General features: G+C 60.8%; 21 protein-coding genes and 1 riboswitch. Of the genes, 13 read left to right on the forward strand and 8 right to left on the reverse strand.

Going from position 1 to position 22,578, the window contains the following annotated elements:
* Positions 1–6: 6 nt before the first annotated feature.
* Together PCPL58_RS21970 and rpoE are read right to left on the reverse strand one after the other, a co-directional pair.
* Complete coding sequence (locus PCPL58_RS21970; protein ID WP_003395810.1) at positions 7–597, reverse strand: anti sigma-E factor RseA C-terminal domain-containing protein; 591 nt, start codon at positions 595–597, stop codon at positions 7–9.
* Positions 598–630: 33 nt separating this feature from the next.
* Entirely contained in the window at positions 631–1,212 is a 582-nt protein-coding gene (gene rpoE / locus PCPL58_RS21975) for an RNA polymerase sigma factor RpoE (protein WP_002554912.1), read from the reverse strand.
* A gap of 497 nt (positions 1,213–1,709) precedes the next feature.
* Here rpoE and nadB point away from each other — a divergent pair, with 497 nt between their 5' ends.
* A complete protein-coding gene (gene nadB, locus PCPL58_RS21980; protein WP_044308869.1) occupies positions 1,710–3,326 on the forward strand; it encodes an L-aspartate oxidase in 1,617 nt (538 codons plus the stop codon).
* On the opposite strand, the gene PCPL58_RS21985 is transcribed toward nadB, so the two are convergent.
* Together PCPL58_RS21985 and PCPL58_RS21990 are read right to left on the reverse strand one after the other, a co-directional pair.
* Positions 3,295–3,759, reverse strand: a complete 465-nt coding sequence (locus PCPL58_RS21985; RefSeq protein ID WP_065350435.1) for a protein YgfX — start codon at positions 3,757–3,759, stop codon at positions 3,295–3,297. The two genes, nadB and PCPL58_RS21985, sit on opposite strands and share 32 nt — an antisense overlap.
* Positions 3,743–3,997 (reverse strand): FAD assembly factor SdhE, encoded by a 255-nt coding sequence (locus PCPL58_RS21990; RefSeq protein ID WP_003363729.1) that lies wholly within the window; start codon positions 3,995–3,997, stop codon positions 3,743–3,745. The genes PCPL58_RS21985 and PCPL58_RS21990 overlap by 17 nt, the downstream gene beginning before the upstream one ends.
* Before the next feature lie 152 nt (positions 3,998–4,149).
* Here PCPL58_RS21990 and ygfZ point away from each other — a divergent pair, with 152 nt between their 5' ends.
* Together ygfZ and PCPL58_RS22000 are read left to right on the forward strand one after the other, a co-directional pair.
* On the forward strand, positions 4,150–5,091 hold the full coding sequence (ygfZ, locus tag PCPL58_RS21995) for a CAF17-like 4Fe-4S cluster assembly/insertion protein YgfZ (protein ID WP_058416734.1): 942 nt from the start codon (positions 4,150–4,152) through the stop codon (positions 5,089–5,091).
* Between the two features lie 110 nt (positions 5,092–5,201).
* On the forward strand, positions 5,202–6,023 hold the full coding sequence (locus tag PCPL58_RS22000) for an HDOD domain-containing protein (RefSeq protein WP_003431326.1): 822 nt from the start codon (positions 5,202–5,204) through the stop codon (positions 6,021–6,023).
* 10 nt (positions 6,024–6,033) lie between these two features.
* Here PCPL58_RS22000 and PCPL58_RS22005 read toward each other — a convergent pair whose 3' ends face one another.
* Entirely contained in the window at positions 6,034–7,416 is a 1,383-nt protein-coding gene (locus PCPL58_RS22005) for a sensor histidine kinase (RefSeq protein ID WP_065350436.1), read from the reverse strand.
* Positions 7,409–8,080, reverse strand: coding sequence for a response regulator (locus PCPL58_RS22010; RefSeq protein ID WP_003363740.1), 672 nt, complete (start codon positions 8,078–8,080; stop codon positions 7,409–7,411). Before PCPL58_RS22010 ends, PCPL58_RS22005 begins: the two co-directional genes overlap by 8 nt.
* Positions 8,081–8,543: 463 nt before the next feature.
* Here PCPL58_RS22010 and PCPL58_RS22015 point away from each other — a divergent pair, with 463 nt between their 5' ends.
* The 4 genes from PCPL58_RS22015 to PCPL58_RS22030 all read left to right on the forward strand — a co-directional run bounded on the left by PCPL58_RS22015 (position 8,544) and on the right by PCPL58_RS22030 (position 12,591).
* Positions 8,544–9,527, forward strand: a complete 984-nt coding sequence (locus tag PCPL58_RS22015; RefSeq protein WP_173926090.1) for a Bug family tripartite tricarboxylate transporter substrate binding protein — start codon at positions 8,544–8,546, stop codon at positions 9,525–9,527.
* Between the two features lie 62 nt (positions 9,528–9,589).
* On the forward strand, positions 9,590–10,048 hold the full coding sequence (locus tag PCPL58_RS22020; RefSeq protein ID WP_060708208.1) for a tripartite tricarboxylate transporter TctB family protein: 459 nt from the start codon (positions 9,590–9,592) through the stop codon (positions 10,046–10,048).
* Position 10,049: 1 nt separating this feature from the next.
* A complete protein-coding gene (locus PCPL58_RS22025) occupies positions 10,050–11,564 on the forward strand; it encodes a tripartite tricarboxylate transporter permease (protein ID WP_003363746.1) in 1,515 nt (504 codons plus the stop codon).
* Complete coding sequence (locus tag PCPL58_RS22030; protein WP_003431330.1) at positions 11,557–12,591, forward strand: AbrB family transcriptional regulator; 1,035 nt, start codon at positions 11,557–11,559, stop codon at positions 12,589–12,591. Before PCPL58_RS22025 ends, PCPL58_RS22030 begins: the two co-directional genes overlap by 8 nt.
* 24 nt (positions 12,592–12,615) lie before the next feature.
* On the opposite strand, the gene ung is transcribed toward PCPL58_RS22030, so the two are convergent.
* Together ung and PCPL58_RS30025 are read right to left on the reverse strand one after the other, a co-directional pair.
* Positions 12,616–13,308 (reverse strand): uracil-DNA glycosylase, encoded by a 693-nt coding sequence (ung, locus tag PCPL58_RS22035; RefSeq protein ID WP_003405314.1) that lies wholly within the window; start codon positions 13,306–13,308, stop codon positions 12,616–12,618.
* A gap of 194 nt (positions 13,309–13,502) precedes the next feature.
* The gene (locus PCPL58_RS30025) at positions 13,503–13,964 is read right to left on the reverse strand and encodes a hypothetical protein (protein ID WP_083188465.1); all 462 of its coding nucleotides are present in this window, start codon (positions 13,962–13,964) and stop codon (positions 13,503–13,505) included.
* Between the two features lie 394 nt (positions 13,965–14,358).
* Positions 14,359–14,461, forward strand: a riboswitch (guanidine-I (ykkC/yxkD leader).
* Positions 14,462–14,524: 63 nt separating this feature from the next.
* Here PCPL58_RS30025 and PCPL58_RS22040 point away from each other — a divergent pair.
* From PCPL58_RS22040 to PCPL58_RS22065, 6 genes are all read left to right on the forward strand, one after another.
* Entirely contained in the window at positions 14,525–15,592 is a 1,068-nt protein-coding gene (locus PCPL58_RS22040; RefSeq protein ID WP_003363752.1) for a putative urea ABC transporter substrate-binding protein, read from the forward strand.
* Between the two features lie 27 nt (positions 15,593–15,619).
* A complete protein-coding gene (locus PCPL58_RS22045; RefSeq protein ID WP_044308874.1) occupies positions 15,620–16,435 on the forward strand; it encodes an ABC transporter permease in 816 nt (271 codons plus the stop codon).
* Complete coding sequence (locus PCPL58_RS22050) at positions 16,432–17,214, forward strand: ABC transporter ATP-binding protein (protein WP_003431337.1); 783 nt, start codon at positions 16,432–16,434, stop codon at positions 17,212–17,214. Before PCPL58_RS22045 ends, PCPL58_RS22050 begins: the two co-directional genes overlap by 4 nt.
* Positions 17,211–17,936, forward strand: a complete 726-nt coding sequence (locus tag PCPL58_RS22055) for an urea amidolyase associated protein UAAP1 (protein WP_003363757.1) — start codon at positions 17,211–17,213, stop codon at positions 17,934–17,936. The genes PCPL58_RS22050 and PCPL58_RS22055 overlap by 4 nt, the downstream gene beginning before the upstream one ends.
* Before the next feature lie 11 nt (positions 17,937–17,947).
* Entirely contained in the window at positions 17,948–18,565 is a 618-nt protein-coding gene (locus PCPL58_RS22060) for an urea amidolyase associated protein UAAP2 (RefSeq protein ID WP_002554928.1), read from the forward strand.
* Between the two features lie 109 nt (positions 18,566–18,674).
* Positions 18,675–22,568: an urea carboxylase gene (locus PCPL58_RS22065; RefSeq protein WP_065350438.1), complete on the forward strand. Its 3,894-nt coding sequence runs from the start codon at positions 18,675–18,677 to the stop codon at positions 22,566–22,568.
* The last annotated feature ends 10 nt before the right edge of the window (positions 22,569–22,578 follow it).

The raw sequence follows: 22,578 nt of genomic DNA on the forward strand, positions 1-22,578 counted from the left end.
TCCTCCTTAACGGTTTTCCAGACTCGCAGCACGGGCGTATGGCAACGCGCTTTCAGTGCCTTTCAACGCTGCTTCCTGGGCATGCTGACGCAGATAGCCCGGCAGACGCTGGTCACCTTGACCACCGCCCTGCAATACACCATTGGCCATAGGACCAGGTGCTTGCTCGGCGCTTTCAGTGTAACCAGCCAGTACGGCCGGGCCTTTCACTTGCGGAACAGTCAGGTTTGCAGGCTGTTGGGTCTGCTGTGCCAGTTGTGCACCGGCAATGTCGTCCTGATTGTACAGGCGGACACCAGCCAGAACGGCTACGGTAACCGACGCTGCAACGGCCAGGCGACCCAGCGTACGCCAAGGACCGCGAGCTGCCTTGAGCGGGCTGACTTCATCGGCGATCGCGGCAGATACAGCAGCCGAGATATCCAGATGAGGGATCAGCAGCTCTTTGTGCATCGCTGCACGAGCAACTTGGTAACGCGACCAGGTGGCGCGAGTATCGGCATCGTCAATGGCATTCAATACCCGACGTAATTCCAGTTCGTCCGCTTCATTATCAAGTACCGCGGACAGCGATTCCTGCAGGGCTTCACGACTCATGGCGGGTTCCTCTCTTGGGCTATCGCCGCTGTCTCAGGATTCCTGCAACAACGGCTGCAGGGCTTTATCGATGGCTTCCCGAGCGCGGAAGATCCGAGAGCGCACGGTACCAACAGGACACTGCATGACGCTCGCAATGTCTTCATAACTCAGACCATCGAATTCACGTAAAGTTAGTGCCGTACGTAAATCTTCCGGGAGAAGCTGGATGGTCCGATGGACGGTGCCCTCGATCTCATCCCTCAACAATGCACGCTCCGGCGACTCGATGTCCTTGAGGCCGTGGTCGCCGTCGTAGAACTCCGCGTCTTCAGACCTTACATCGCTATCCGGTGGCCGCCGACCTCGCGAAACCAGATAGTTCTTCGCCGTGTTAATGGCGATGCGGTACAGCCAGGTGTAGAAAGCACTGTCGCCGCGAAAATTTCCGAGAGCACGATAAGCCTTGATAAAGGCTTCCTGTGCAACGTCTTGAGCCTCATGGGTGTCGTGCACGAATCGCACGATCAACCCTAGAATTTTGTGCTGATACTTCAGCACCAACAGATCAAATGCTCGCGTATCGCCACGCTGTACGCGTTCGACAAGCTGCTGATCCTCTTCCTGGGTTAGCATGAACACTCCTCGTTAAGCATGAAGGAGTGTTGCAACTGATATTGTTCAGGCTCGCAAACATAGACTCGGGCTTTTCGCAAAAGTTCTCCCCCTTCAAGCAAGTTTCCTGCAAGCCATCGTAAAGCCTGCACGAAAAACGCAGCTCGACACGGTCGGCTGCGCGAATAGTCTTGTCGCCGGTTTCGCAGTTGATGATCACTTATCTAACCCTGCGAAATCGACGCTGTTCCTGTGTAGGCAACCTGCTATTGAGCATGGTTCTTTAAGAAAAGTTCCATTGGCACAACCGCTGGCGTGAGCCGCAAACTGCATAAAACTCCCTTAAATCAATACACTGGAGCATTTCCAGCAACTCAACAAAAGGAAATCAATAGGCATGACGTCGAGGACTGGAGCACAATCCAGACCCGCCGTGGTCTCACATTGCCATGTAGGCGAGGCTATTGTGCCGTTACCCCAATACTTATACTAGTGGTCGCCAAGGGCAGAATTCGCAGATGAGTCAACATTTTCAGCATGACGTACTGGTAATCGGCAGCGGCGCGGCCGGGTTGAGCCTGGCACTGACCCTTCCCGACCACCTGCGGATTGCAGTCCTGAGCAAGGGCGATCTCGCCAATGGCTCGACCTTCTGGGCACAGGGCGGCGTTGCGGCAGTACTGGATGACACCGACACCGTGCAATCTCATGTTGAGGACACGCTGAACGCAGGCGGCGGCCTTTGCGACGAAGACGCTGTGCGCTTCACCGTCGAGCACAGCCGCGAGGCGATTCAATGGCTGATCGATCAAGGCGTACCTTTTACCCGTGGCGATGACGCAGACACCGACGAAAGCGGATTTGAATTTCACCTGACGCGTGAAGGCGGCCATAGCCATCGGCGGATCATTCATGCTGCAGATGCCACGGGCGCAGCGATTTTTCGCACCCTGCTGGAACAGGCGATCAAGCGACCCAACATTGAACTGCTCGATCAGCGCGCTGCCATCGACCTGATCACTGAACGCCGCCTCGGCCTGGACGGCCAGCGCTGCCTCGGTGCCTATGTGCTCAACCGCCACAGTGGCGAAGTGGATACTTACAGCGCGCGCTTCACTATCCTGGCGTCGGGTGGCGCCGCCAAGGTCTATCTGTACACCAGCAACCCTGACGGCGCCTGTGGCGACGGCATCGCCATGGCCTGGCGTTCCGGCTGCCGGGTGGCGAACCTCGAGTTCAACCAGTTTCACCCCACTTGCCTGTATCACCCGCAGGCCAAGAGTTTTCTGATCACCGAAGCACTTCGTGGCGAAGGGGCCTATCTCAAACTGCCCAACGGCGAACGCTTCATGCAGCGCTTCGACGAGCGGGCAGAACTGGCCCCGCGCGATATCGTGGCCCGCGCGATAGACCATGAAATGAAGCGACTGGGCATCGACTGTGTGTATCTGGACATCAGCCACAAGCCGGAAGCCTTCATCAAGACGCACTTTCCAACCGTCTACGAGCGCTGCCTGGAGTTTTCCATCGACATCACACGCGAGCCGATACCGGTGGTTCCGGCCGCGCATTACACCTGTGGCGGCGTGATGGTGGACAGCAAGGGGCATACCGATGTGCCGGGCCTGTACGCCATCGGCGAGACCAGCTTCACGGGCCTGCACGGCGCCAACCGCATGGCCAGCAACTCGCTGCTGGAGTGCTTCGTCTATGCCCGATCGGCCGCCGCAGACATAGAAAAGCAATTGGCTGACGTGCAGATGCCCGCCGACCTTCCTGCCTGGGACGCCAGCCAGGTCACCGACTCGGACGAGGACGTGATCATCGCGCACAACTGGGACGAGCTGAGGCGGTTCATGTGGGACTACGTCGGCATTGTGCGCACCAACAAACGCCTGCAGCGCGCTCAACACCGCGTACGCCTGCTGCTGGATGAGATCGACGAGTTCTACAGCAACTACAAGGTCAGCCGTGACCTGATCGAGTTGCGCAATCTGGCGCAGGTCGCGGAACTGATGATCCGCTCGGCCATGCAGCGCAAGGAAAGCCGCGGCCTGCATTACACGCTGGATTATCCCGATATGTTGCCGGAGGCGCTGGACACTATTCTGGTGCCGCCCACCTATGCCGGCTGAATTTCAAACGTACACGCAGACGTCGATGAATGTCCGGCGTCAATGCGTCATGCGGGATACAACAACTGTTTATTGATCGTCCTGGCCGACCGGCGATAATCGGGCGAAAACGCAGAATGACCACCCACGGCAAGGCAAGGCTGTCGGGGCATAACTGCACAGACTGCCAGCCGTCACATGCATTCCACAGCTGCCAGCCTTGATGATCGCGCTTGAGTGCAGTGAATGCCGCCGGATGCGTCAGCAGGATGGAGCGTGGTATCACGCGGACAGCGTGCACCAGGCACATCAGCGCACCCAGCGCCGCAGCCCACGCGGCGATGTCCAGCCAGTACAACGCGACCAGTGCCAGCGACTGAACCGCAAGATACGCCGTCACCAGCAGACGCGAAGCCTGCCAGTGACATTCAAAGCGATCACTGGGGCTGGACACGATCCAGAATCATGCGAACCATACGCTGCAATTCAGCGTCTTCGGATTCGGCGCGCTGCATGAACCAGCCGAACATATCCTGATCCTCACAGGTCAGCAGACGGCGGTACAAATCGCGGTCTACGTCATTCAGATGTGGATAGACCTCACGGACAAACGGCACCAGCAGCACGTCCAGTTCAAGCATGCCGCGGCGGCTGTGCCAGTAAAGGCGGTTGAGTTCAACGTCTTCGACCATGGAGCGCTCCTCAAAGTAGGCGGCAAGTATACAGCCGTGAGCCGGGCGCGCGAATCTCGCAATGGTCGCAGCAGTTTTCATGTACCCGTATGCATAACCTCGACTCGGCACTATGATGTGCCCCCGGACTTTTTTCCCAATCTGCGATGACCATGGCCCACACAGCTTTTTTCTGCACGCTAACCCATGAGGGCGTTCTCGCCGTTCGCGGCGTGGATGCCAGCAAGTTTCTTCAGGGTCAGCTGACGTGCAACCTCAATTATCTGAATGAAGACAAATCCAGCCTGGGTGCCCGTTGCACGCAGAAAGGCCGGATGCAGTCGAGTTTTCGCATCGTGTTCGAGGGCGACGGTTGCCTGTTGGCGATGGCTGGCGAACTGATCGAGGCGCAATTGCTCGACCTGCGCAAATACGCAGTGTTCTCCAAATCGAAGCTCACGGATGAAAGCGCAGACTGGGTGCGCTTCGGTCTGCAGGACGGGGACGCTGCGCTGGTCAGCCTGGGGCTGGATCTGCCACAGGAAACCGATAGCGTGGTGCGCGCCGATGACCTGATCGCGATCCGCGTCTCGCCAGGTCGGGCCGAGCTCTGGGTGCGCAGCGCACAGGCAGACAGCATCAAAGCGCGTCTGGCATCGCAGTTGAGCGAAGCCCCGCTGAACGACTGGCTGCTGGGCCAGATCCGTGTCGGTATCGGCCAGGTGTTCGGCAACACCCGCGAAGAATTCATTCCGCAGATGATCAATCTGCAAGCGGTTGGCGGCGTCAGCTTCAAGAAAGGCTGCTACACCGGCCAGGAAATCGTTGCCAGAATGCAATATCTTGGCAAACTAAAGCGCAGGCTTTACCGCCTGACCCTGAGCGGCGAAGAGATCCCGCAGCCCGGTACGGCACTGTTCTCACCGGTGCATGCCAGCGCAGTGGGCAACGTCGTCATTGCGGCACAGGATGGGCAGAACATCGAGCTGCTCGCGGTATTGCAGGGTGATGCGGCAGAAGACGGTCGTATCAATCTTGGTTCGCCAGAAGGCGCGGCGCTGCAAATGAGTGAACTGCCCTACACACTGGACAGCAAACTCGAAACTCAGCGCTAGCAGACGAACACATTCAGCTTCCTAGTGTCTTTAGAGCGATCCAGTACAGCCTGGCGCTCTGAAGAGCGCGCGGATAACTCTGGACACCCCCAACAGCTGCGAGATGCAACATGAGCAAGATGGCTGACGAGGTGCAGAGAAACTTGATCAAGGCCATCGACAGAGATGCCTTGTTTCTCCCCACCCTGCCGGAAGTGGCACTGAGGATTCGCCTGGCTGCAGAGGACACCGAGATCAGTATTTCGGCCCTGAGCAAGGTCATCGGTAGCGATACAGCCCTTTCCGCGCGCCTTATCAAGGTTGCGAACAGCCCCCTGCTGCGCCCGAATTTTGAAGTCAGCGACGTCAATACCGCGATTCGACGCCTGGGCGTCAACTACACCTGCAACCTGGCCATCGGCCTGGTGGTCGAGCAGATGTTCCACGCCAAGTCGCCGGTCATCGAGCAGAAGATGCGCGATATCTGGAAGCAAAGCCTGCAGGTGGCCGGTATCAGCTACACCCTGTGTCAGCACTACACCAGTCTGAAACCCGATCAGGCCACGCTCGCCGGGCTGATCCACCTGATCGGGATCCTGCCGATCCTGACCTATGCCGAAGACCATTACGAGCTGCTGTCCGACCCGATCAGCCTCAACCACGTAATCGACAGCATTCATCCGGTCATCGGCGAGCGCCTGCTGCGCTCATGGGATTTCCCCGAGCCGCTGGCCTGTGTGCCGGGCCAGTTCCAGAACTTCGCGCGCGTCTCGAAAAGCCCTGACTACACCGACCTGGTACAGATCGCCACGGTGCATATCCATAGGAATACCGACCATCCCTTCAGCCTCATCGAAATGGTCGACCTGCCTGCCTACAGCCAGCTGAGGCTCGCCAGAGGCGAAGGCGTGCTCAGCGCCCAGATGGACGAAGCCAAGAGCATGCTCTACTAATTTCGCCCCATCAGGTGGCGCTGAAACTGACCCTTACCTTCAAGCCACGCTCAGCCCCCTCGTGCAAGGTGATCCTGGCCAGATGTGCCCGGCAGATTTCGCCCACAATCGCCAGCCCGAGCCCGGCACCACTGCCCTGCTGGCTGCGGCGATAAAAACGCTCGAAGACCCGCTCACGCTCATCGGGCGGAATGCCGGGACCATCATCCTCGACCTCCAGAACGCCCGGCGCATAGACCCGCAACACGACGTTGCCGCCCGGCGAGGTATGGGCCAGCGCGTTGTCGATCAGATTGCTCAGCAACTCGTTCAGCAAGGTCGGCTCGCCGCGCAGCCAGACCGGCTCGTCAGCCTCCAGCGCCAGCGCAACGCCCCGGGAATGAGCCAACGGTGCCATGGCCATGCCCAGCTCTCTGGCCAATTGACTGAGGTCCAGCTGTTGCGCCCCGCCCTCGGCGATGGACCTGGCGCCGTTTTCGATGCGTGCCAGGGACAGCAGCTGGTTGGCCAGATGCGTGAGTCGATCGGTGCCGAGCGCCGCCGACTCCAGCGTGCTGCGCCAATGCTCCGGGTCGTGTTCGCGCAGCCCCAGCTCGACCCGCGCCTTCAAGGCGGCCAGCGGCGTGCGCAGTTCGTGGGCGGCATCCGCGATGAATTGCGCCTGGCGCTCGAACTGCACGCGCAATCGTTCGGTGAAGTGGTTCAGCGCCCCCACCAACGGACGCAGCTCGTGCTGCACTTCAACCATCGGCAAGGCGCGCAGATCATCCGGCTGACGCTCCTCGACGGCGGTGCGCAGGCGCTCCAGCGGTCGCAATGCCGCGCTGACCGTGAACCAGACCAGCAGCAGCGCGCCCCCTCCGAGCATGCCCAGGCGCAGCAATGTGTCGGCCATCAGGCTGCGCGCCATGCCCTTGCGCGCTTCCTGGGTTTCGGCAACGCGGATTTCAGCGGTGCCGTTCATGCCCGGGTCGGTCACCGGTTTGAGCAGACTGACAACCCGCACATCCTGGCCCTGATAGATCCCGTTATAAAATTTCGCCAGGGCCGGGTAATCGTCGGTACGCAAGGTACCGGGCGGCGGCGAAGGCAGGTTTTCATAACCGGAAATCAGCTTCTGATGAATGTCATTGACCTGATAGTAGATGCGCCCTTCGCTATCGTAGGCGAAGGTATCCAGCGCCACGTAGGGAATGTCGGCGCTCAGCGTGCCATCACGCTGGGTCAGGCCGGCAGCGATGGTTCGCGCGGAAGCCAGCAACGTACGGTCATAGGCGGTGTCGGCCACTTCGCGACCATTCCAGTAAGCGCTCATGCCGCTGGCCAGCATCAACACCACCAGCAGCAGGGCCAGGTTCCACAACAACCGCCAGCGCAGGCTGTCGTTAATCATCACGGCTTTCCAGCAGATACCCCAGACCGCGAAAGGTCACGATCGCCACGGAATGCCCGTCGAGCTTTTTGCGCAGACGATGGACATAGATCTCGATGGCGTCGGGGCTGGCTTCTTCATCGAGCCCGAACACCTGCGCCGCCAGTTGCTCCTTGCTCATCACCCGACCCGGCCGGGCGATAAGCGCTTCCAGCACTGCCTGTTCGCGAGAGGTCAGGGTCAGCAGCTCTTCGCCGAGTGTGAAACGTCGCGTATCCAGATCGTAGGCCAGCACGCCGCAGCGCTGTTGCCGCTCGCCACCCAGCACGCTGCGCCGCAGCAAAGCCTTGACCCTGGCCTCCAGCTCGGAGAGTTCGAAAGGCTTGGCCAGGTAGTCGTCGGCACCCAGATTCAGGCCGTGGACACGGTCCTTGACGTCACTGCGCGCCGTCAGCATCAGCACCGGCAGGTTTTTGCTGCGCGCTCGCAGACGCGCCAGCACTTCAAAGCCGTCCATGCGCGGCAACCCGACATCGAGAATGGCGACCGCGTACTCCTCGCTGTTCAATGCCAGGTCGGCAGCCACGCCATCATGCAGCACATCAACGGTCAAACCCGCGCTTTTGAGCGCCTGCGCGACACTTTCAGCCAATTGCAGATGATCTTCCACAAGAAGAACACGCATCGCCGTCTCCTGATTGTCACTGTTGTTATCGATCTGGGTATCGAGGCTCGTGGCGGTGGAGTTTACAGGCCGGCCGCCGTCTGTGAAGGGCAGAAACGATTCGCGGCTCGCTAGTCAAGACGTGAAAGGCAACTGAAAGGTTTACGAAAGGTTTGTCGTTTAGCATCGAGAGACGACCCGATAAAAGGGTACGTAAAAAACAGGCGCCCGGACGCGTCTGAACAATAAAAACAATAAATTGCTAAACGGAGTCACGTCATGTCTACGCCCGTCCAGGCTTGCCAGCTCATGGAGCACCTCCCGTCGAGGACTGCTCTGCGCGCTCCTCACGCCACCTGCTTCAAAACACCACTTCAGCGCAAACGCCCGCCCCTGTGACACAGCACACAGGTTTTCCCGTGCGCGTGACAAAAGCGCATGGTGAACAGCTTCTCTCTGCCAAAAACAACAATATCCCTGGAGACTGAACATGAAATTTTCCCTGCGCCACATAGCCGCTACCGCTGGGTGCATGCTGATTGCCAGCCAGTTGCTTGCCGAACCCAAACGTCCGGAATGCATTGCCCCTGCCTCGCCAGGTGGCGGATTCGACCTGACCTGCAAACTGGTGCAGAGCGCGCTGATCAACGAGAAGATTCTGACTTCGCCGATGCGCGTCACCTACATGCCAGGCGGTGTCGGCGCGGTGGCCTACAACGCCGTCGTTGCGCAGCGCCCCGCCGATGCCGGCACACTGGTCGCGTGGTCCAGCGGTTCGCTGCTCAATCTGGCGCAGGGCAAATTCGGTCGTTTCGATGAGAACGCAGTGCGCTGGCTCGCCGCCGTGGGCACCAGCTATGGCGCCATCGCAGTGAAGAGCGACTCGCCCTACAAGAATCTCGACGATCTGGTCCAGGCGCTGAAAGCCGACCCGAGCAAAGTCGTGATCGGCTCAGGCGGCACCGTGGGCAGCCAGGACTGGATGCAGACCGCATTGATCGCCAAGGCCGCCGGCATCAACCCGCGCGCACTGCGCTACGTGGCACTCGAAGGCGGCGGTGAAATCGCCACCGCGCTGCTCGGCGGCCACATCCAGGTGGGCAGTACCGATATTTCCGACTCCATGCCGCACATTCTGAGCGGCGATATGCGCCTGCTAGCGGTGTTCGCCGAAAAGCGTATCGACGAACCTGAAATGAAAGGCATCCCCACCGCCAAGGAACAGGGCTACGACATCGTCTGGCCGGTGGTACGTGGCTTCTACCTCGGGCCGAAGGTCAGCGACGAAGACTACAACTGGTGGAAAGCTTCGTTCGATAAGATCCTGGCTTCCGAGGACTTCGCCAAACTGCGCGACCAGCGCGAGCTGTTCCCGTTCGCCATGACCGGCGCGGAACTGGACACCTACGTCAAGAAGCAGGTCGCCGACTACAAGTTGATGGCCAAGGAATTCGGCCTGATTCAGTAATTGAACTCAATTGACTGACATTCAGTTGCACCCGCTGCAGGGGCGCGACTCAGGAGCTTCTCATGGTCATACAACGCATCTTCGCTGGCCTGCTGTTACTGGCATGCGCAGGCCTGGCCCTCATGGCCTGGCCTTATCAGGCACCTTTTTCCTATGAACCGGTCGGACCACGCGCCTTCCCGCTGCTGATGCTCGGGCTGATGAGCGTCGCCCTGCTGTACCTGCTGATCAGACCCACGCCCATCGTGCACACCGAGGAAGACCCGGAGCTGGATCGCGAGACCCTGATCAAGATCGGCGTGTGCATCGTCCTGCTGCTGATATTCGCGGGGCTGTTCGAACCGCTGGGCTTCATCCTCAGCAGCATTCTGATCGGCATTCCCATGGCGCGCCTGTATGGCGGCCGCTGGCTGCCGAGCGTGGTGGTGGTGATTCTGATGAGCGTCGGCCTGTACATGCTGTTCGACAAGGCCATGGACGTCCCCCTGCCTTTGGGCCTGCTCAGCGTTCTGGAGAATTAAAATGGATACTTTCGGTTATCTGGGCCAGGGCTTCGGTGTCGCCCTGACGCCTTACAACCTGATCACGGCGCTGTGCGGAACATTGATCGGTACTGTCGTCGGCCTGCTGCCGGGGCTTGGACCGATCAACGGTGTGGCGCTGCTGATCCCTATCGCTTTCGCACTGGGCCTGCCGCCCGAATCGGCGCTGATTCTGCTGGCAGCCGTCTACCTGGGCTGCGAATACGGCGGGCGTATCAGCTCGATCCTGCTGAACATCCCGGGTGAAGCGTCCACCGTGATGACCACCCTGGACGGCTACCCGATGGCCCGCCAGGGCCTGGCTGGCGTTGCACTGTCGCTCTCGGCATGGAGTTCGTTCATCGGCGCGTTCATCGCCACCTGCGGCATGGTGCTGTTCGCGCCCCTGCTCGCCAAATGGGCGATTGCCTTCGGCCCGGCGGAATACTTCGTGCTGATGGTCTTCGCGATCGTCTGTCTGGGCGGGATGGCCGGTGACCGGCCGTTGAAGACGTTCATTGCCGCGCTGATCGGGCTGTTCCTGTCTGCAGTAGGTATCGATGCCAACAGCGGGGTATACCGTTTCACGGGCGACAATATTCACCTCACCGATGGCATTCAGTTCGTGGTGCTGGTGCTGGGCCTGTTTTCGATCAGCGAAATCCTTTTGCTGCTGGAGAAGACCCATCGCGGTCAGGAGGCCGTCAAGGCCACCGGGCGCATGATGTTCAACGTCAAGGAAGCCGCTGCCGTGTTCGTGGTGAACATTCGCTGCGGTCTGCTGGGGTTCATCCTTGGCGTATTGCCTGGCGCCGGTGCGACGCTGGCCAGCGCGGTCGCTTACATGACGGAAAAACGCATCGCCGGCGCCAGCGGCAAGTTCGGCCAGGGCGACATGCGTGGCCTGGCCGCACCCGAGACGGCCATCGGCGCAACGGCCTGCGGCGCCCTGGTGCCGATGCTGACGCTGGGCGTGCCGGGTTCAGGCACCACGGCGGTAATGATCGGCGCCTTGTCGCTTTACAACATCACGCCTGGCCCGATGCTGTTTCAACAGCAGCCGGACATCGTCTGGGGCCTTATCGCGTCGTTGTTCATCGCCAACATCATGCTGGTGATCCTCAACATCCCGATGATTCGCCTCTTCACGCGCATCCTTGCCGTGCCGAACTGGGCACTGGTCCCGGTGATTGCGATCATCACCGGCATCGGTGTGTATGCGGTGCACGCCACCACGTTCGACCTGTTCCTGATGGTCGGTATCGGTATCTTCGGCTACATCCTGCGCAAGCTGGACTTCCCGCTGTCGCCGATCCTGCTCGGGTTCATCCTTGGCGGTCTGATGGAGCAGAACCTGCGTCGCGCCCTGTCGATCTCCAACGGCGAACTGGGGATCCTCTGGTCCAGCCCGATCACTCTCGGGGTCTGGGTGGTAACCGTGTTCATGCTGCTGTTCCCGCTGCTGCGCATCTGGCGCAAGCGCGCCAGACAGCAGGCCGCTGCGGCGCATGGCTGATTCGTCTCTGCGCCAATGGTGGGCAACGCCGCTGGTCGGCCTGCTGGGCGGCTACCTCGCCAGCCAGGTCGGCTGGCCGTTGCCATGGATGGTGGGCTCGTTGCTGGCAATCATTCTGGTGCGCTGCCTGACACCTTGGCAACTGGCGCAGATTCCCGGCGGTCGCAAGTTCGGTCAGTTGATCATCGGGATCGGCATCGGCCTGCACTTCACGCCGGTAGTCATCGAACAGGTACTGGCGCATTTCGGGCTGATTTTCATCGGAGCCCTGGTCACCAGTCTGTCGTGCCTGGTCGGCGTGTGGCTGATGCTGCGTACCGGAGAGGATCGCCCTACCGCGTTCTTCTCCAGCATGCCGGGCGGTTCCGGGGAGATGGTCAACCTTGGCGCACGTAACGGTGCAACGCTGAGCAGTGTCGCTGCCGCGCAAAGTCTGCGGGTACTTGCCGTAGTACTGTGCGTGCCGGCGATCTTCAAATACCTGCTGGGTGATGGCGCACCCGCCTTGCATGCCAGCATCGTGGACTGGCGCTGGCTGGCCGTTCTGCTGCCGCTCGGGGCTGCGCTGGCCTGGCTGTGGCAACGTCTCAAACAGCCCAATCCCTGGCTGTTCGGCCCGCTGTTGCTCAGTGCCGTGGCGAGCGTGGTCTGGGATTTGAAAATCGGCCTGCCCAACGGTGCCAGTCAGCTCGGTCAGTTGCTGATCGGCAGCGGGCTGGGTTGTCATTTCAATCGGGAGTTCTTTCGGCGTGCGCCATCGTTCCTCGCGCGCACGCTTCTGGGCACTGCCTTGACCATGCTGATCGCCGCGCTGGCGGCACTGGCGCTGAGCGCCCTCACCCACCTGGACCTGCGTTCACTGACGCTGGGCATGATGCCCGGCGGCATCGCAGAGATGAGCCTGACCGCCGAAGTGCTGCAACTGTCGGTGCCGCTGGTCACGGCCATGCAGGTCATGCGCCTGCTGTTCGTGCTGTTTCTTGCCGAGCCGTTGTACCGGCGCTGGAGCAAACGGCTCGCTGACTGAACAGGTCGCTGGAATCCTCTCAAATCAAAGCGCAGGCAAGCGCCAGTCGATCGGCGCGATGCCGTTTTGCTCAAGGTACTTGTTGGCCCGTCCGAAGTGTCCATTGCCCAGGAAGCCTTTGTAGGCTGACAACGGCGACGGATGGACGGAGGTCAGCACCAGATGCTTGGTCGCATCGACCAGTTTCTGCTTGCTCTGCGCATGAGCGCCCCACAGCAGGAACACCAGATGCGGCTGGTGCTCGCTGACCACTTGAATGATCCGGTCGGTGAAGTGCTGCCAGCCTTTTCCTGCATGGGAAGCCGCGTTGGCGCGCTCGACAGTGAGGGTGGTATTCAGCAACAAAACGCCCTGATCAGCCCAGGATTGCAGGCAACCGTGGTTCGGAATATCGATGTTCAGGTCGCGTTTCAGCTCTTTGTAGATGTTGACCAGCGATGGCGGCGTCGGCACACCCGGCTGCACCGAGAAGCACAGGCCATGCGCCTGATTCGGGCCGTGATAAGGGTCCTGGCCAAGGATGACCACTTTCACGTTATCCAGCGGCGTGGAGTTCAATGCATTGAAGATCAGTGGCCCGGGCGGATAGATTTCCTTGCCGGCCGCGTGCTCCTGACGCAGAAACTCGCGCAATTGAGCCATGTAGGGTTGTTCGAATTCGTCACGCAGGGCGTTTTTCCAGCTGGGCTCAAGCTTGATGCGGTCGTCGCTAGTCATGGTTACATCCGGTAAAAACAATGCGCGGACACTAGGAAAGCCGGGCCGCAAAGTCAATGCCGGTTGCGACATGCGCCCTCAAGATCGGACGCAGAGCCTAAAGAAGAGCGTGCCGACGCGGGGCATCGGCACGCTGGTCAGTTCACAGCAGTCAGCTTGCTGCGTTGGCATGACAGTGAGCACGCAGACTTCAGCTATCGATGCCCACCACGACCATCGCCGCGCCCACCTCTTCCATGATCACGGCCATCTCGTCCGCCACGCCCACCATGATCGTCCCAGCCTCGGTCGCCGCGGAAGCCGTCGTTGCGGCCGAAGCCACCATTGCCGCGAAAGCCGTCATTGCGGCCAAAGCCATCGTTTCTCCAGCCATAACCCGGTGGACGTCCCGGCTGGTAGTAGCGCGGCGGGGGCGGTGGCGCGTAATAGCGGGGTGCCGGGGCGTAGTAGCGAGGCTGGGTGTAATAGCGCGGTTGAGGCGCCACATAGATGCGTCGCTCCTGGTAGTAGGTAGAGCGGTAGCCATTGTCATACGCGTAGGCGCCGCCAACGACAGTCGGCTGCGTGTACACATCGGATTCGTAGTAACCGGGACCTGCGTAGCAACCAGAAAGGAAAAGGGTCAGCAACGTGATAAGCAAGGGTCTTCGATACATGGCGGCCTCCTGGACCGCGATTGGGCCAATCCAGCGACGCTGGTCGGCGTCCGTCAAAGCGGTTGGCGGACGAATTATCTGACATCGAAAAGGCACTCTAGTGCCTTCGGGCAGCGTCGAGGCCTGGCTATGAATGGCCCGTCACTGTCTCGCAAAGGCTCTGCAACCAAGGCCTGCAGGCGTATTTCAACGTTCTACAAAGATGCTACAAAACATTTCACCCACCCTTGCCTCATCACGGTGCGCCCTCGCACCAGCACAAGGCGACTCCTGCGACAGATGACCGAAGACGACTCGCCCGGCCCTTGAAAAACAAGGCGCGGCACAAGTTGGCACAACTCTCGCTTGATGATGGGTGTGCAGGAGTCAACACAGGTTCGCGGCACCACAATTTGCAATAGCCGACTAGGGTTCCGGCTTGCCGCCAGGCAAGTGGCTGGTCCGAGAGTTGGCGACCTCCAGTAGAGGTTACACGGCGGGACAAAAGCCCGGGAGACAGGGACACCAGTGGTGTCACGTTGCTCCTGGCCGCCTTTTTTCACTACTGGAGATTTCTCAACATGCAAAAGTCTCGTCTCTTCGGCCTGCTGACGGCAGGCCTGCTTGCTGCGTTGAGCCTCTCGGCGAATGCCGCCCAGAAAGATCACTTCAACGTCTGCTGGACCATCTACGCAGGCTGGATGCCGTGGGAATACGCGGGTAGCCAGGGCATCGTCGACAAGTGGGCGAAAAAGTACGGCATCAAGATCGATGTCACCCAGCTCAACGACTACGTCGAATCCATCAATCAGTACACCGCCGGCCAGTTCGATGGCTGCACCATGACCAACATGGACGCCCTTACCATCCCGGCCGCAGGTGGCGTGGAAAGCACGGCACTGATCGTCAGCGACTTCTCCAATGGCAATGACGGCATCGTGCTCAAGGGCGAAGGCAAGAAAGTCGCCGATCTGAAAGGCATGGACGTCAATCTGGTCGAACTGTCGGTCTCCCACTACCTGCTGGCCCGAGCGCTGGACAGCGTCAAGCTCAGTGAAAAAGACCTCAAGGTGGTCAATACCTCGGATGCCGATATCTCGGCAGCCTTCAATACTGACGATGTACAGGCGGTCACCACCTGGAACCCGATGCTTTCGGACATCAAGGCCAGGCCCGGCGTCACCGAAGTGTTCAACTCCAGCCAGATTCCTGGCGAGATCATGGACATGATGGTCGTCAACACTCAGACCTTGAAAGACAACCCGGCCCTGGGCAAGGCCCTGACTGGCGCCTGGTTTGAAGTGGTCGCGCTGATGAACGCCAAAAACGCTCAGAGCAAGGCTGCGCTGGAACACATGGCCAAGGCATCGGGGACCGATCTGGCCGGCTTCCAGGCGCAACTGGACACCACCAAGCTGTTTGCCACGCCCAAGGAAGCCCTTGAGTTCGCGACCAGCAAACAGCTGCCGGACACCCAGCGCAAGGTGGCTGACTTCTCGTTCGCCCATGGTTTGCTCGGCGAAGGCGCACGCGATGCCGATGCGGTCGGCATGTCGTTCGCCAATGGCGTGATGCTCGGCGACAAGGGCAATCTCAAGCTGCACTTTGACCCCAGCTACGTGCAGATGGCCGTCGACGGCAAGCTGTAAATCACGTTCAGTAGAAAGGTCATTGCCATGCGTTTGATAAACCGCCATCCGGATCGTGCCGGTCGCCTGATACTGGTGATCCTGCCGTTCGCCCTGTTGCTGTTCGCCTATTTCATGGGCTCGGCCACCCGGCTTGCGGAAAACCCCAGCGACAAACTGCTGCCCAGCGCGGTACAGATGGCCGATGCGGTCAAGCGCATGGCGTTCGTTGCCGACCCGCGCAGCGGTGACTACCTGCTGTGGCAGGACAGCGCATCGAGCCTGCAACGCCTCGCCATCGGCCTGGGGATCAGCGCGCTGTTGGGTCTGTGTCTGGGCATCGCAGCGGGCATCCTGCCGTTGTGCGGCGCAACGCTGTCGCCCTTGCTGACGGTACTGTCGATGGTGCCGCCGCTGGCCATTCTGCCGATTCTGTTCATCGTGTTCGGTCTGGGCGAGTTGTCGAAGGTGATGCTGATCGTGATCGGTATCACACCGATTCTGGCCCGTGATCTGGAACAGCGCGCCCGTGAAATCCCGGTCGAACTGCTGATCAAGGCGCAAACCCTCGGCGCCTCGACCTGGACACTGATCCTGCGGGTGATCCTGCCGCAATTGCTGCCACGCCTGTTAATCGCCCTGCGCCTGGTGCTGGGTTCGGCGTGGCTGTTCCTGATCGCCGCCGAGGCGATTGCCTCGACTGACGGTCTGGGCTACCGGATCTTCCTGGTGCGGCGCTATCTGGCGATGGACGTGATTCTGCCCTATGTGGTGTGGATCACCCTGCTCGCCTGGCTGATGGACTGGGGTCTGAAGGCCCTGACCCGACGTGCCTTTCCCTGGTACGAAGGAGCGCGGGCATGAGCTTTATCAGTGTGCGCAATGTCTGGCAGCAATACGCCGACCAGGTGGTGCTCGAGGGCCTCAACCTGGACGTGGCCGAAGGCGAGTTCTGCACGCTGGTCGGCGCGTCGGGCTGCGGTAAATCGACTTTTCTGCGCCTGTTGCTGGGTCAGGAAACCCCCAGTCGCGGTCTGATCACGCTGGACGGGACGGCGCTGCGCAATGAGCCGGATGCCAGCCGAGGCGTGGTGTTTCAGCGCTATTCGGTATTCCCGCACCTGTCGGTGCTCGACAACGTGGCACTGGGTCTGGAGCTGCCCCGCTCGCCCTGGCTCGGCCGTCTGTTCGGCCAGGCAAAAAACGAGGCACGCGAGCACGCCGCACAGTTGCTCGGCAAGGTCGGCCTGGGGCATGCGCTGGACAAGTACCCGACGCAATTGTCCGGCGGTATGCAACAGCGACTGGCGATTGCCCAGGCGCTGATCATGAAACCCCGCGTCCTGCTGCTGGACGAGCCGTTCGGCGCGCTCGACCCTGGTATCCGCAAGGACATGCATCACCTGCTGCTGGACCTGTGGCGCGAAACCAAACTGACCGTGTTCATGGTCACCCACGACCTGTCCGAAGGCTTCAACCTCGGCACCCGCCTGCTGGTATTCGACAAGGTGCGCCACGACCCGCACGCGCCCGGAGCCTATGGCGCGCGCATCACTTACGACATCCCCCTCAACAGCGAACGCCGCGCCGAGCGCGCCGCCATCGATTCGCTGCTCAACGTTTCAGAGGAGCCCGTTCAATGACTGACTCAACCACGCTTTATCCGGTTTTCGCCGAAGAACTGCTGCCCGGTGGCGGCCATCGTTCGTTCGTCCTCAAGCGCGGTGAATTGCTGCGCCTGACCGACCTGCACGGCAACGCCAACGTCAGCCTGACCCTGCTCAACGCCCACGAAAAAACCGAGCGGCTGAACCTGCCCGACAGCCTCAAATGCCAGCACACCGCTCGCCTGAGCAACGGTCATTGCCTGTATTCGGACATGGGCCGAGTGCTGGCGGCCATCGTCACTGACACCTGCGGCTGGAGCGACAGCATCGGCGGCGTGCTCAATGCGCAGGAAGTCGCTGAAAAATACGGCCAGGGCCGTTATCAGGAATTGCGCAACGGCTTCTTCCGCAATGGCGTCGACAACCTGCTGGTCGAGCTGGGCAAATGGGGGCTGGGGCTGTCCGACCTGTTGATGACCCTCAACCTGTTCAGCCGTGTCGATGTCGACGAGACAGGAACCCTGCACTTCGCGCCGAACAACTCCAAGGCCGGTGACTACATCGAACTCTACGCACCAATGGACACGCTGGTGGTACTGACCGCGCTGCAACACCCGATGGACCCCAACCCGGAATATGCCCCGCAACCGCTCAAGCTCAGCTGGATGAAGGCCGACGCCAGCGTTGCCGAGCACTGCCGTACATCGCGCCCGGAAAACGAGCGCGGCTTCATCAACACCGACCGCCTGTTCGCCTGAGGAGCCCTGTCATGAATTCACACACTCACCTTTGCTGCGACGCAACCATACCGGCAGGCGAGCCGTTCCTGGCCGAAGTCAAGGCCGGGCAGACCGTGCGCATCCTCGATCTGCAAGGCAACCAGGCCGTCGACACGCTGTTTTTCAGCCTGAGCAACCCGCGTGAGCGCTACGATGTGCAGCGCACCCTGCGCCGCCAGAACAGCGTATACCTGACCACCGGCAGCGTGCTGTTTTCCAACCTCGGCCAGCCGATGCTGACCATTGTCGATGACACCTGCGGTCGCCACGACACACTCGGTGGCGCGTGCGCGCAAGAGAGCAACACCGTGCGCTACGCCCTGGAAAAGCGCTACATGCACAGCTGCCGCGACAACTACCTGCGCGCCTGTGTGCATGACGGCCGCCTGAGCAAGGCAGACATCGGCCCCAACATCAATTTCTTCATGAACGTACCGGTGACAGCCGAAGGCGGCCTGACCTTCGAAGACGGTATTTCCGCGCCCGGCAAATACGTCGAGCTGCGCGCTGAAATGGACGTGATCGTGCTGATTTCCAACTGTCCGCAGCTCAACAACCCCTGCAATGGCTACAACCCGACGCCTGCGCAGCTGTTGATTCGCGACTGACCCGGCACCTGCCCTCAGCAACGGACGACCGTTGCGTAGATTGATCAATAGCGGGACGGCCCGCTTCCCATCACGAAACCGAGCGCGACTGGGTTTCCGGGGTTATGCCATGTTCGACAAACTGCTGATCGCCAACCGTGGCGCCATTGCCTGCCGCATCCTGCGGACCCTGCGTACCTTGCAGGTCAAGGGCGTGGCGGTGTATTCCGAAGCCGACGCTGCCAGCCTGCACCTGATGCAGGCCGACGAAGCCCACAGCCTGGGCGAAGGTGGCGCAGCCGGAACCTATCTGGCGGTGGACAAGATCCTCGCCATTGCCAAAGCCAGCGGCGCCAAAGCCATTCATCCCGGCTACGGGTTCCTCTCCGAAAACGCCGCGTTCGCTCAAGCCTGCGAAGACGCCTGTATCGCCTTCGTCGGGCCAACACCCGAGCAACTGCGCGTATTCGGCCTCAAGCACACTGCCCGCGCACTGGCCAGACAGCATGGCGTGCCCATGCTCGAAGGCACCGAACTGCTCGACAGCCTTGAATCAGCCATCGCGGCGGCCCGTACCATCGGCTATCCGGTCATGCTCAAGAGCACTGCAGGCGGTGGCGGGATCGGCATGCGAGTGTGCCGCAGCGCTGAAGAACTGGCCGACTCGTTCGAGGCGGTGAAGCGCCTTGGCCAGAACAATTTCAGCGACGCGGGTGTGTTCATCGAGAAATACATCCAGCGCGCGCGCCATCTGGAAGTACAGGTGTTCGGTGACGGCCAGGGCGAGGTGCTGGCGCTCGGCGTACGCGACTGCTCGGTACAGCGGCGCAATCAGAAAGTACTGGAAGAAACCCCGGCCCCGAACCTGCCGCACGGCATGGCCGAAGAACTCTGCGCAGCGGCTGTCAAACTCGCCAGGGCAGTCAATTATCGCAGCGCCGGGACGGTCGAGTTCGTCCTCGACAGTGACGATCAGCGCTTCTATTTTCTGGAAGTGAACACACGCCTGCAGGTCGAGCACGGCGTCACCGAGCAGGTCTGGGGCGTGGATCTGGTCAGCTGGATGGTGCAACTGGCTGCCGGTGATCTACCGCCGCTGGATCAGTTGCAGGCCGGCCTGAAACCGGTTGGCCATGCGATTCAGGCGCGGCTGTACGCGGAAGATCCGGGGCGTGACTTTCAGCCCTGCCCTGGCTTGCTGACTGCGGCTGATTTCCCGCCTGCCGATGGCCGAACGCTACGTATCGACACTTGGGTCGAGGCCGGCTGCGAGATACCGCCGTACTTCGACCCGATGATCGCCAAGCTGATCCGTTGGGCACCGACCCGCGAGGACGCCAGCGCCGGACTGATCGACGCGCTGAACGAAACGCGTCTGTACGGTGTGGAAACCAATCGCGACTATCTGCGCCAGATCATTGCCGACGCGCCGTTCGCCAGTGGCCAGCCGTGGACCCGCTGCCTGGAAGATCTGGTGTATCACGCTGACACCTTCGAGGTGTTGAGCGGCGGCACGCAGACCAGCGTTCAGGATTATCCGGGACGACTGGGCTACTGGGCGGTCGGCGTACCGCCATCCGGTCCGATGGACAGCCGCGCGTTGCGCCAGGGCAATGGCCTGCTGGGTAACCCCGAAGGATGCGCTGCGCTGGAAATCACCATGAGCGGGCCGTTATTGCGTTTCAACACCGATGCGGTGGTCGCAGTGACCGGTGCGCATATCCCGATCACCGTCGATGGCCAATCCTGTGCCATGAACACCGCGCTTCTGGTGCACGCCGGGTCGACGTTGTCGCTGGGCACCATCGCAGGTGCCGGTGTACGCAGCTACCTGTGCGTGCGCGGTGGGCTCGACGTGCCGGATTATCTGGGCAGCAAAAGTACCTTTACCCTCGGCCAGTTCGGCGGTCACGGAGGCCGCGCGCTGAGGGCCGGCGATGTGCTGCACATCGCGCCTCTGGTGGAACGCAGTACGGGACAGCGGATTGCCGATGAAGCCCTTGAAGCGCTGACAGATATCCGCCGGATGAGGGTCATTTACGGCCCGCATGCGGCCCCGGAATACTTCACCGAAGCGTACATCGAGAGGTTTTTTGCGACCGACTGGGAAGTGCATTTCAACTCCAGCCGCACAGGCGTACGTCTGATCGGCCCCAAACCCGAATGGGTGCGTGCAGATGGTGGTGAGGCGGGGTTGCACCCGTCCAACATTCACGACAACCCCTATGCGATCGGCGCGGTGGATTTCACCGGCGACATGCCGGTAATCCTGGGCCCGGATGGACCCAGCCTGGGCGGATTCGTGTGCCCGGTGACCATCATCGAAGCGGACCTGTGGCAGCTAGGGCAATTGAAGGCTGGCGACAGGGTCCGGTTTCATCCGGTGAGTGTCGAGGCGTGTCATGCAGCGATGAACTCAACATCTCACTGGAAAAACACCCGTGGGAGCGAGCTTGCTCGCGAAAGCTATATTCCACACACAGAAAACCCATCGACTGTACCGTCCTCTTCGCGAGCAAGCTCGCTCCCACAAGGCACCACAAACTCCCGTAGAAGCGAGCTTGTTCGCGAAGGCTATATTCCAGACGCAGTAAATCCATCGACTGCTCGCGAAGGCTATATTCCTGACCCAGAAAATCCATCGACTGCTCGCGAAGGCTATATTCCTGACCCAGAAAATACATCGGCTGTACCGACCTCTTCGCGAGCAAGCTCGCTCCCACAAGGCACCGCAAACTCCTGTGAAAGCGAAGTTGTCCGCATAGAGGATCTGCCCTCCCCGATCATTCTCGACATCGGTCAGGACGATAAACGCCTGGTTGCGCGCCTGTCCGGCGATACCCATCTGCTCCTGGAAATCGGGGCGCCGGAGCTGGATCTGGTGCTGCGTCTGCGCGGCCATGCCTTGATGCTTGCGCTGGAGGCCAAGGCGCTGGCGGGGGTGATCGATCTGACGCCGGGCATTCGCTCACTGCAAGTCCATTACCGCCCCGAGCAACTGCCGCTTCGGCAACTGCTCGACATCGTCGCCGGAGAGTGGGACGCCGTGTGCGCCGCGAAAGACCTGCAAGTGGCCTCGCGCATCGTCCATCTGCCACTGTCCTGGGATGACCCGGCCTGCCAACTGGCCATCGAAAAATACATGACCACCGTGCGCAAGGACGCCCCCTGGTGCCCGAGCAACCTGGAGTTCATCCGCCGCATCAATGATCTGCCCAACCTCGATGAAGTACAGCGCACGGTGTTCGACGCCAGTTATCTGGTCATGGGGCTGGGCGATGTCTACCTCGGCGCACCGGTCGCCACGCCTCTGGACCCGCGTCATCGATTAGTGACCACCAAGTACAACCCGGCGCGTACCTGGACCGCCGAGAATTCGGTGGGCATCGGCGGCGCCTACATGTGCGTGTACGGCATGGAAGGCCCCGGCGGTTATCAGTTCGTCGGCCGCACGCTGCAGATGTGGAATCGCTATCGCGACGTCGCCGCCTTCGAGGGCAAACCATGGCTGTTGCGCTTCTTCGATCAGATCCGTTTCTACCCGGTCAGCGCCGACGAACTGTTGCGTATCCGCCGCGACTTCCCGCTGGGTCGCTTCGCCCTGAACATCGAACACAGCACCCTGAATCTGGCTGACTACCAGGCCTTCCTGAGCCGCGAAGCCGAAGGTATTACGGCATTCCGCGCCCAGCAAAACGCCGCCTTCAACGCCGAGCGCGAACGCTGGATCGCCAACGGGCAGGCCGATTTTGAGAGCGATGAAGGCGTGGCGTCGAACACTGAAGAACAGCCTCTGCAAACCGGCCAGCAAGGCGTCGACAGCCACATCGCCGGCAATCTCTGGCAAGTCCAGGTGCAACCGGGCGACCGCGTGGAAGCGGGCGATGTGCTGGTGATTCTGGAGTCGATGAAAATGGAAATCCCCCTGCACGCCCCGATCGCCGGCGTGGTGCAGGACGTCAGGGTGCAACCCGGCTCGGCAGTACGCGCAGGGCAACGGGTCGTGGTGCTGGCCGCAGACTGAATCGACCGAC

Source organism: Pseudomonas cerasi (genome assembly GCF_900074915.1).
GTDB classification, from domain to species: Bacteria; Pseudomonadota; Gammaproteobacteria; order Pseudomonadales; family Pseudomonadaceae; genus Aquipseudomonas; species Aquipseudomonas cerasi.